Origin of the sequence: Deinococcus phoenicis (genome assembly GCF_000599865.1) — a bacterium.
In the GTDB taxonomy this organism is placed as follows: Bacteria; Deinococcota; Deinococci; order Deinococcales; family Deinococcaceae; genus Deinococcus; species Deinococcus phoenicis.
Genome location: NZ_JHAC01000065.1, coordinates 1 through 10,070, shown reverse-complemented (window position 1 = coordinate 10,070; position 10,070 = coordinate 1). Strand labels below are relative to the sequence as shown.

Here is a 10,070-nt window from a genome sequence, read left to right as displayed (position 1 = left end):
GGGGGGCCAGAAAAAAAAAAAAACCCCGCCGCTGTGGCGGGTTTTTTTTGTGGTGGAGTCGAGGGGGATCGAACCCCTGACCTCGTCATTGCGAACGACGCGCTCTCCCAGCTGAGCTACGACCCCACGCGGCCTCCTGGCTCCAAAAGGCGAGGGAAAATCTAGCACGCGTTTTCCAGCCGTGCAAGGGGAGGACTGGCCGGGCGCACGGGACAGCCTTCAGCGGCGGTACATCCGGCACGGGTAGACTCCGGTGCATGAGCGCCCCCGTGACTCCTGCCCAGCCGTCTTCCGTCCAGCCGTCTTCGGCCCAACCGTCGGCGGCGGAACATGAAAACCGCTTCGCCTACAAGTTCGGCCAGGAAGGCATCACCTTCGACGACGTGCTGCTTCAGCCCCGCCATTCCACCGTCCTGCCGCACGAGGTCAATGTGGAAGCGCAGCTCACGCGCCGGGTCCGCCTGAACATCCCCTTCGTGTCGGCGGCGATGGATACCGTCACCGAGACGGGCATGGCGGTGGCGATGGCCCGCGAGGGCGGCATCGGCGTCATTCACAAGAACATGCCCATCGACGCGCAGGCCGAGATGGTCCGCAAGGTCAAACGGTCCGAGAGCGGCATGATCGTGGACCCCATCACGCTCCCGCCGGGCGCCAGCGTGGGCGACGCCGACCGCCTGATGGCCGAGTACCGCATCAGCGGCGTGCCGATCACCGACCCCGCCGGGCGGCTGCTGGGCATCATCACCAACCGCGACATGCGCTTCGTGGACGACCTCGCCACGCCCATCGCGGACGTGATGACCCGTGAGAACCTCGTGACCGTTCCGGTCGGCACCACGCTGGAGGAGGCCCAGGAGATCTTCAAGCGCCACCGCATCGAGAAACTGCTGGTGACCGACGGGGAGGGGTTCCTCAAGGGCCTGATCACCATCAAGGACCTCGCCAAGCGGGTGAAGTACCCCCGCGCCGCGAAGGACGATCTGGGCCGCCTGCGGGTGGCCGCCGCCATCGGCGTCAGTGCCGACCTGATGGACCGCGCGGGGGCCTTGGTCGCGGCGGGGGCGGACGTGCTGGTGCTGGACAGCGCGCACGGCCACAGCCAGGGCATCCTGAACGCCTTGACACGGGTGAAGGATCAGTTCGACGTGGACGTGATCGCGGGAAATATTGCCACCCGCGCCGGGGCGAAGGATCTGATTCTGGCCGGTGCGGACGCGGTAAAGGTGGGCATCGGTCCGGGATCGATCTGCACCACGCGCGTCGTCACCGGCGTCGGTGTGCCGCAGATCACCGCCATTTTCGAGGCTTCGGCGGCGGCGCTGGAGGCCGGGATTCCGGTGATCGCCGACGGCGGCATCAAGCAGACCGGCGACGTGCCCAAGGCGATTGCCGCCGGGGCCAGTGCCGTGATGATGGGCAGCATGCTCGCCGGCACCGACGAGGCCCCCGGTGAGACGGTCCTGCGCGATGGCCGCCGCTACAAGAGCTACCGGGGCATGGGATCGCTGGGCGCGATGGACCAGGGCAGTAGCGACCGCTACTTCCAGACCGGAAGCCGCAAGTTCGTTCCCGAGGGCATCGAGGGGATCATCGCCTACCGGGGCACGGCGGGCGAGGTGATCTACCAGTTCGTCGGCGGCCTGCGGTCCAGCATGGGCTACTGCGGCGCCCCCGACCTGCAAACCCTGCGTGACAGCGCCCAGTTCGTGCGCATCACCGGGGCCAGCCTGATCGAGAGCCACCCGCACGGCGTGACGATCACCAAGGAGGCGCCGAACTACGGCGGGAAGTAGGGGGCGTCAGGGGCCGCAGGGCGTGGGGCGCCTGTCTGTTCCCGCGTACTGCGTCCCAAGTCCTACTGCCCCGGCCCCGCTTCCCTCTAGGCTGTGCGGGTGAAGCGTCTTCTGACCGCCCCGCGCGAACCCGTGAACGCCCTGACGCACTGGGGCGGGGCCGTCGCGGCCCTGACCGTGCTGGGGCCGCTGCTGTGGTGGGCGCAGACGCGGGGGCTGGCCCTGTGGCCTTTCGTGGTCTTTGGGTTGAGCATGGTCTTGCTGTACGCGGCCAGCGCCAGCTACCACTCCTTCCGGCCCGGCGAGCGCGGGTTGCTGTGGCTCAGGAAGCTCGACCACGCGGGCATTTTCCTGCTGATCGCGGGCAGCTATACACCCATCGCGTATTACGGGCTGGAGGGCATCTGGCGCGACGTGGTGCTGTGGGTGGTCTGGGGCATCGCGGCGGCCGGCATCCTGCTGAAGGTCCTGACGATGCGCCTGCCCCGCTGGATCAGCACGCTGCTGTATGTGGGCATGGGCTGGCTGGCCCTCGCGTTCGTGCCGCAACTCGCGCGCAACCTGCCCGCTGCCGCGATCTTCTGGCTGGCCGCCGGGGGCCTGCTGTACTCCATCGGCGCGGTGATCTACGGCACCAAACGCTGGAACCCCCGCCCCGGCTTCGGCTTCCACGAAATCTGGCACCTGTTCGTGTTGGGCGGTACCGGCGCACACGTGGCGATGATGTTTCATCTGAGATGAGCGGCACTGTCCCCGAAAACCCCCGGCCTTGGTCCTGGCCGGGGGTCTTTTCGTGACGGGGCGCTTCCTGTTCCTATTAGACCGTCAGGTAGTCAAAGCAGGGTGGCCACTTGAACGATGAGAATGCATTCGCTGTCCCGAACGACCTCTGGCAATTCGTTTCTCATCATCCAGATTCTAGAAAATCGGTTGACCCTGTACTACAGGCCGACCCCGACCGTAGTCAGCACCCAGCGCTGCACGCTGCTGATGATGTTCCCGATAGGGTCGCGGGCGATGAAGATGAACAGCATCACGATCACGAAGCTGAAGGGCTGGGCCTCGAACTGGGCCAGGCTGCGCCCCAGCGACGGCACCAGCGCGCCCAGGATGCGGCTGCCGTCGAGCAGCGGAATGGGAATCAGGTTGAAGACGGCCAGCACGACGTTGATGCTCAGCACGTACAGCAGCACCAGGTCGGTGATCTGGTTGGCGGGCAGCACGCGCAGCAGCACGGCGGCCACGAAGGCGATCAGGAGATTGCTGATCGGCCCGGCCGCCGACACCCACAGGGTGCCCCAGCGCCCCAGGTTATTGGGGTTGATGGGCACGGGCCGCGCGAAGCCGAAGCCCGCGATCAGCAGCAGCAGGGTGCCGAAGGGATCGAGATGCCTGGCCGGGTTGAGGGTCACGCGCCCGTAGCGCCGGGGTGTGGGGTCCCCCAGGCGGTCGGCGGTCCAGGCGTGCGCGAACTCGTGGACGGTCAGCGAAAGTGCGAGCGCCACCGCGATGATCACGAACGCGGTGGGGTTCGTGGTCAGGAGACTGATCAGGCCCATAGGGGGGCATTCTAAGGGCCGGGGGCCGGACCGGATGACCCTCTCAGGTGGGCGAAGAGGAACCGCCCGGGGCGTCGCCGTGCAGATACGCGCTCAGGGCCGCGCGTTCCTCCTCCCGTGAGCGTACCGTGCCCGCCCGGCGGAGCGCCGCCAGATGCGCCAGCGCCGCGCCCACCGCCGGGCCGGGCGGCACCCCGAGCGCCACCACGTCCCGGCCGGTCAGGACCGGGTAGGCGTCCGGGCGCAGCAGGGCGCGCAGGGCCGCTTCCGGGCTGCCGGGCGCGGCGGGGGCGTCCGACAGGGCGCGGGCCAGCAGCGCGGCGGGTTTTTCCCCCAGGCCCAGGCGCTCAGCCAGCGCCGCAGGTTGGGGGGCCGCCGAGAGCAGCGCGGCGGCATAAGCCTGTGCGGGGACGGGCTGGCCGGCGTTCTGAAGGGCGTCGAGGGCCTCCAGCCGCTCTACGGCTCCGGCGGGCAGCAGTGCCCCAGCGCCCCAGTGCTCCAGCCTGCGGGCGGCCCTTCCCGGCCTCGGCTCGTGCAGCAGCAGGCGCAGTTCGGCGTGCAGGCGGGGCGTCTGTGCTGCCATGTTCAGCGCGTCCGGCACCTGCCGCAGCAACTCGGGGTGCGCGCTCAGGTCCAGCCGACCGGCCAGCCGCGCCGCGCGGATCAGGCGGCTGGCGTCCTCGTGCAGCGAGTGGGGGTGCAGGGGCCGCAACGTGCGTGCCCGCAGGTCCTCCAGGCCGCCCACCTCGTCCAGCAGGGTGGGGGGGCCGTCCGGCCTGGCCACCAGGGCCAGCGCGTTCAGCCCGAAGTCCCTCCGCCGCAGGTCGTCGGTGAGGGTGCCGGGGGCCGGAACGGGATTGCCGCCCGGCACCGGGTAGCGTTCCCGCCGCGCCCGCACCAGATCGGCGTGCCGCCCGTCCGGCAGCGTCACGGTGGCGTTGCCGAAGGCCGCGTGGACCAGAAAGGGGAGACCCAGGGCCGCCGCGAGTGCCCCCGCGTCCGCACCTTCCACCACCACGTCGAGGTCGGGGGGGGCCGCGTCGGTGGGCAGGGCACCCAGCAGCGCGTCCCGCACCGCCCCGCCGACCAGGGCCACCCGCGCATCTGCGCCCGCTCGCCCGGCCAAGTCCGTCAGCCACTGGCGGTCCTCTGGCCGGAGCTGTGCCCAGACCCGTTCTGCGGAGGGGGCGGCGGCCTTCCCACCGCGCTGTTCGGGCCGGTCACTCACTGGAAGGAACTATTGTCCAGCGTCACTTTGACGTCGCGCGCCTGCCGCCCCCGCACGACGTGCAGCGTCACGCTGTTGCCCGGCTGTTTGTCGATCAGGGCCGCCTGCAGGTCTTCGAGGGCGTCCACCGGCTTGCCGTTGACGGCGGTGATCACGTCGCCGCCCAGCAGAACCTCGCCGCCCGGAAAGGCCTGCTGCTTGTTGCCGCCGCGCAGTCCGGCCCGGGCCGCAGGCGAGTTCGGCTGCACTTGGCCCACGACCAGCCCCGTCTCGGGCAGCCCCAGTTGCCGCTTGCCCTCGGTCGTCAGGGCGCTGAGGCCCACCGCGACGGCCTGCCCCTGCCCCTGCACGATCAGGCCTGCGCTGATGCCCAGCCGGGGGGCGCGCACCTCGCCGCCATTCGCCTGTTGCAGCCGGGGCAGCAGGTTCCTGGCGGCGTTGATGGGAATGGCGAAGCCCACGCCCGCGCTCTGGCCGATGCCGGTGGCCGCTCCGGCGGGGGACAGAATCTGGGTGTTGATGCCGATCACGCGCCCGGTGGAGTCGAGCAGCGGACCGCCACTGTTGCCGGGATTGATGGCCGCGTCCGTCTGGATCGCCTTCTGGGTGATGCCCTCGCCCGTGCCGGTGTTCGAGAAGCCGATGGGAATCTGCCGGGCGGTGCTGCTCACGATGCCTTCCGTGACGCTGAAGTCCAGCCCGAAGGGTGCGCCCATCGCGATGGCCTTTTGCCCGGCCCGCAGCGTGTCGCTGTCGCCCAGCGGGATCGGCTTGATGAATCTGGCCTCCAGCCCCTCGGGGCGGATCAGCGCCAGGTCGTACTGGGGCGCGCGGCCGATCACGCGCGCGGGCACGCTCTGGTCACTGTTCATCACGCGGATGCGGATGCGCGGGGCGGACCCCTGACCGCTCTCGCCCGCCACGACGTGGTAATTGGTCAGGATGTCGCCCTGGGCATTCACGAAAAAGCCGCTGCCCACGCCCTGCTGCACCTGCGTCTGGTTGCCGGGGCCGAACATCCACCCCATCGGGTTTTGCTGCACCACCTCCTGCTCGGTGCTGATGTAGACCAGGCCCGGCTCGTAGCGCCGCACGATGTCTATCGTGTTCAGTTCGTTTTGCAGTTTCGCGCCGGCTTCGGCGGCGGTCGTGGCCGCCGGGTTCGTCTGCGCCCCCGAGACGGGCACCTGATCCCGCAGGAGGGTGGCCCCCAGTCCCAGGCCCACCAGCACCAGTACCGCCGCGAGGATCGGTCGTTTCATGGGGCCATTATCCCCGGCGCACCGGGCGGATGCCCGGGGGTTCGGGGCCGCCTTCTACGGACTTCGTTCATTTGCCCGGTGCCGGGCGGACAAAAGCCGGGGAGGACCGGGCCGCGCCCCCAGTCCTCCCCGACGTGCGGAGCGGGGCCAGTGCCTCAGGCCTGGGCGCGTTCGCGCTGGGCCTCCAGGCCGGCGATCTCGGCGGGCGTGATCTGGTAATGCTCGCCGCACCAGTGGCAGACGATCTCCTGGCCGCCCTCGTCCATCATCTCCTGGCGCTCGGCGGGTGCGAAGAACTTCAGGCTGTCCAGCGCCTTCTCGCGGGAGCAGCGGCACTGGAAGCGGGCGGCCTGCGCCTCGGGGGCGAGGATCAGGTCCAGGCCCGCCGCCGCCGCTTGCAGGGTTTCCAGCAGGCTGCCCCGGCGCAGGTGGTCGGTCAGTTGCCCCATCCCCCGGATATTGGCTTCCAGCTGCGCCAGCGTTGCCTCGGTCACGCCGGGCATGGCCTGGACGAGCAGGCCCCCGGCCCGGTGGACCCGCCCGCCTTCCTCGTACACGCCGAGCAGCACGGCATTAGGAATCTGCTCGGACACGCCCAGGTAGGTGCTGACATCCTCGGCGATCTCGCCACTTGAGAGCCGCACGCTGCCGGTGTACGGTTCGCCGTTGTCGAGCAGGCGCGTCACGGCCAGTTCGCCGTCCGTGCCGACGATGCCGCTCACGTCCAGTTTGCCGTCCGTCCCGCGCACGGGCAGGTCCGCGCCGGGTTCGCGCACGTAGCCGCGCACGCGCCCGTCGGCACTGCCCTCGGCCACGATCCAGCCGACCGGCCCGCCGCCCTGAATCCGCAGGGTCACGCGGCTGTCACTCTTCTTGCCCAGCACCACGGCGAGCAGGGCGCTGGCCGCCAGCGCGCGGCCCAGCGCGGCCGTCGCCGTCTTGCTGAGATGGTGGCGCAAGCGGGCGTCCTCGACGATCTGCGTGGCGTCGATCCCCACGAAGCGCAGGGTGCCCCCGGCCGCCGTGCCGCGCAACAGGAAGGAGTTCGGGTGAGCGTCTGAAGTCATTAGGAAATCTTACACTCGGGCACTCAAGCCCGGTGTGGGAGGTCTTTCAATCCCCCCACCGGGGCGGTGCTTTGCGCGGCGCGCCTCTTCCGTTAAAGTCAGGCCTGTGGGGTGGCCCGGGGCCGGAGGCCGCCGGACCTGTCTGAGACGCTGGGCGGGCTGACTTGCCCCTGAATCCGCCCTCAGCCTTCTTGAGCGAACCCCAGGGGAACACTCATAACCTGCCCCTAGCCTGAAGATTGCTTCGCCTGTGAGGGCGACCCACTTCGCTTGAGTTCCGTCCGTTCAGGGCCACGCACCTTCCGGCCCACTGAAAATCCGCCGGTTTTTCCCCTCAGGAGTCATCATGAAGTCTGGAATCCCTACCCGCGCCCTGGCGCTCGCCACCCTGGCCCTGACCCTGGCCGCCTGTAACAACCGCAACGCGGACAGCGGCGCGGGCAGCACGCTGGTCGTGCAGGAAGCCTCCGATATCCCCACGCTGGACCCCGGCACCTCCTACGACACCGGCAGCGGCCAGATTGTCGAGAACCTGTACGAGACGCTGCTGACCTACAAGGGCAGCAGCCTCAGCGAACTCGAACCGCTGCTGGCGACCAAGTGGGAAATGGGCAACGGTGGCCGCGAGTACCGCTTCACGCTGCGCGACGGCGTGAAGTTCCATACCGGCAACGCCTTCAAGTGCGCCGACGCCGAGTACACCTTCCGCCGCAACCTGGTGACCAACACCAGCCAGAGCGGCAACTGGTTCCTCTCGGAAAGCCTGCTGGGCACCGCCAGCAACGCCAACGACGACAAGTCCATCACCTGGGCCAAGATCGCGGACGCGGTGAAGTGTGACGGCGAGACGCTGGTCTTCACGCTGCCCAAGGCCGACCCCGCCTTCCTGAGCAAGCTGGCCTACGCGGGCCAGAGCGTCGTGGACAGCGAGCACGCCAAGAAGATCGGCGAGTGGGACGGCACCGAGGCCACCTGGAAGGCGGCGGTCGGCAAGGACCTGACCGGCAGTCCCCTTTCACAGGACCCCAGCGGTACCGGCGCGTACCGTTTCCTGAAAAAGGATTCTAACGCCCTGACCGCCCAGGCGTTTGACGACTACTGGGGGGACAAGGCCCAGATCAAGAACGTGATTATCCAGAAGGTGCCGGAACTGGCCGCCCGCCAGCAGGCCTTCCTGCGCGGTGACGCCGACCTGATCGAGGCCGGGACGCGCGCCAACATCGAAGAGCAGCTCAAGGGCAAGCCCGGTGTGGCCGTCGTGGACAACCTCCCCGACATCAGCGCCTTCGGCATGACGATGAACCAGAACATCAAGGCCAAAGACAGTCTGGGCAGCGGCAAGCTCGACGGCAAGGGCATTCCCGCCAACTTCTTCAGCGACCTGAATGTGCGCCGGGCCTTTGTGTCCGCCTTCGACGTCCCCACCTACATCAAGCAGGTGCAGGGCGGCGCGGGTCAGCCGCGCAATTTCCTGCTTCCCGACACCTTCCCCGGCTACGACAAGGACCTGGCGGCCCCGAAGTTCGACCTCGCGGCGGCGAAGGCGGCTTTCCAGCAGGCGTGGGGCGGGCAGGTCTGGCAGAACGGCTTTATCCTGAACGCCACCTACCGCGCCAACAGCGTGGCCGGGCAGACCGCGATGGAACTGCTGAAGAAGAACATCGAGTCGCTCAACCCCAAGTTCAGGGTCAATATCCAGCCCAAGCAGTGGAGCGAGATTCTGGATAACGCCGACAAGGGCCGCGAGGCGATGGTCATCACCGGCTGGTCGCCCGACTACGCCGACCCCGACAACTTCGTCTCCACCTTCTACAGCAGCAAGGGTTTCTATCACCCCCGCACGGGCTTTGCCGACCCGCAGATCGACACCTGGATCGAGGAAACCCGCAACACCGCCGACGCCGAGCGCCGCAACCAGATCTACACCCAGATCGCGCAGCGCGCGCAGGATCAGGCCTACTTCATCCTGATGCCCAGCAACCCCGGTATTCGCCCGTACCGCGACAACCTCACGGGCTTCAGCCTCGATACCTACAACCCGATGCGTTCCTTCAGCAACTTCGGCACCGGCACGCTCTGGAAGGCACTCGGCAAGAGCTGAGCCGCTGTCTCTGAACCCTGCTGTCTCTGAACCCTGGGGCCGCCTTCCACCGTGAGGGCGGCCCCAGCGCGTATCCTGCGGCCATGCAAGGCGCCGACCCGACCGAGACGCTGCCCGCCCAGGCGCGGCCCATCACGCTGCTGCTGGTAGACGACCACCCCGTCGTCCGCAAGGGCACCCGCGAACTGCTGGAGGGTGAAGAAGACCTGCGCGTGGTCGGGGAGGCCGAGAGCGGCGAGGAAGCCATCGTCAAGGCCCGCGCCCTGACGCCCGACGTGATCCTGATGGACGTGTCCATGCCCGGCATGAACGGCATCGAGGCGACCCGGGCGATCAAGGCCTTTTTGCCCGGTGTGGGCGTGCTGGTGCTGACCAGCTACGACGACGACGCCTACGTGTTCGCCCTGCTGGAAGCGGGTGCGGCGGGCTACCTGCTGAAAAACACCAGTGAGGACGACCTGCTGGGGGCCGTGCGGGCCGTCGCCGCTGGGGAAAGTGCCCTGCACCCCTCCGTCGCCCGCAAGGTGCTCGAACGCTTCAGTACCCACCAGACGCCCACGCCCCCCGAAGACGCCCTCAGCCCCCGCGAGCTGGAGGTGCTGCGCGTGGCCGCCACCGGCCGCACCAACAAGGAAATTGCCCGCGACCTCGACATCAGCCCCCGCACCGTCCAGGTCCACCTGGCCAACATCTTTTCCAAGCTCGGCGTGGGCAGCCGGACGGAAGCGGTGCTGTACGGGATCAAGCGCGGATGGATCGATCCGAAAAGCCTCTGAAAGGGGGCCGTGGGCCTTCGCGTTGGAAGGCGTTTCCCCACCCCCCAGTCCCCTACCCCGCCGGGTAGGGGGAGCTTTTTCGCTGCGCTCGGCCAGAGATGTTCCCGCAGGTGTCGTGGAGGTGTAGGCGTCGACGTCTCCGGCCTCGACGCCCGGCTCGCTGACCGGGCGGCCTCGGGCCTGGCGGCCCGAACGGCCCGGCGGCCTGGAAGGTCAGCTTGGAAACGCCGTTTAGGGCCTGGTGAGGTTATGGGCGAGCACCGCTAAGACGACACGGAGCC

The 10,070-nt window shown here is 68.7% G+C and carries 8 protein-coding genes and 1 tRNA gene; 4 read left to right on the top strand and 5 right to left on the bottom strand.

The features are described 5' to 3' along the window. Positions 1-50: 50 nt before the first annotated feature. Positions 51-126: transfer RNA gene (locus tag DEIPH_RS15860), tRNA-Ala, on the bottom strand. 131 nt (positions 127-257) lie between these two features. Between DEIPH_RS15860 and guaB the strand changes: the two genes are divergently transcribed. Together guaB and trhA are read left to right on the top strand one after the other, a co-directional pair. After that, on the top strand, positions 258-1,796 hold the full coding sequence (gene guaB / locus DEIPH_RS15855) for an IMP dehydrogenase (protein ID WP_034359974.1): 1,539 nt from the start codon (positions 258-260) through the stop codon (positions 1,794-1,796). Between the two features lie 99 nt (positions 1,797-1,895). Next, on the top strand, positions 1,896-2,537 hold the full coding sequence (trhA, locus tag DEIPH_RS15850) for a PAQR family membrane homeostasis protein TrhA (protein ID WP_034359972.1): 642 nt from the start codon (positions 1,896-1,898) through the stop codon (positions 2,535-2,537). Positions 2,538-2,737: 200 nt separating this feature from the next. Here trhA and DEIPH_RS15845 read toward each other — a convergent pair whose 3' ends face one another. From DEIPH_RS15845 to hslO, 4 genes are all read right to left on the bottom strand, one after another. Continuing rightward, positions 2,738-3,355 (bottom strand): site-2 protease family protein, encoded by a 618-nt coding sequence (locus tag DEIPH_RS15845; protein WP_034359970.1) that lies wholly within the window; start codon positions 3,353-3,355, stop codon positions 2,738-2,740. Between the two features lie 43 nt (positions 3,356-3,398). Beyond that, entirely contained in the window at positions 3,399-4,490 is a 1,092-nt protein-coding gene (locus tag DEIPH_RS15840) for a tRNA nucleotidyltransferase/poly(A) polymerase family protein (protein ID WP_407636518.1), read from the bottom strand. Positions 4,491-4,579: 89 nt separating this feature from the next. Next, positions 4,580-5,845 (bottom strand): S1C family serine protease, encoded by a 1,266-nt coding sequence (locus DEIPH_RS15835; RefSeq protein WP_034359965.1) that lies wholly within the window; start codon positions 5,843-5,845, stop codon positions 4,580-4,582. Between the two features lie 155 nt (positions 5,846-6,000). After that, entirely contained in the window at positions 6,001-6,912 is a 912-nt protein-coding gene (hslO, locus tag DEIPH_RS15830; RefSeq protein WP_034359963.1) for an Hsp33 family molecular chaperone HslO, read from the bottom strand. A 346-nt stretch (positions 6,913-7,258) separates the two neighbouring features. Between hslO and DEIPH_RS15825 the strand changes: the two genes are divergently transcribed. Together DEIPH_RS15825 and DEIPH_RS15820 are read left to right on the top strand one after the other, a co-directional pair. Further along, positions 7,259-9,013, top strand: coding sequence for an ABC transporter substrate-binding protein (locus DEIPH_RS15825; protein WP_034359960.1), 1,755 nt, complete (start codon positions 7,259-7,261; stop codon positions 9,011-9,013). An 83-nt stretch (positions 9,014-9,096) separates the two neighbouring features. After that, a complete protein-coding gene (locus DEIPH_RS15820; RefSeq protein WP_034359958.1) occupies positions 9,097-9,789 on the top strand; it encodes a response regulator in 693 nt (230 codons plus the stop codon). The last annotated feature ends 281 nt before the right edge of the window (positions 9,790-10,070 follow it).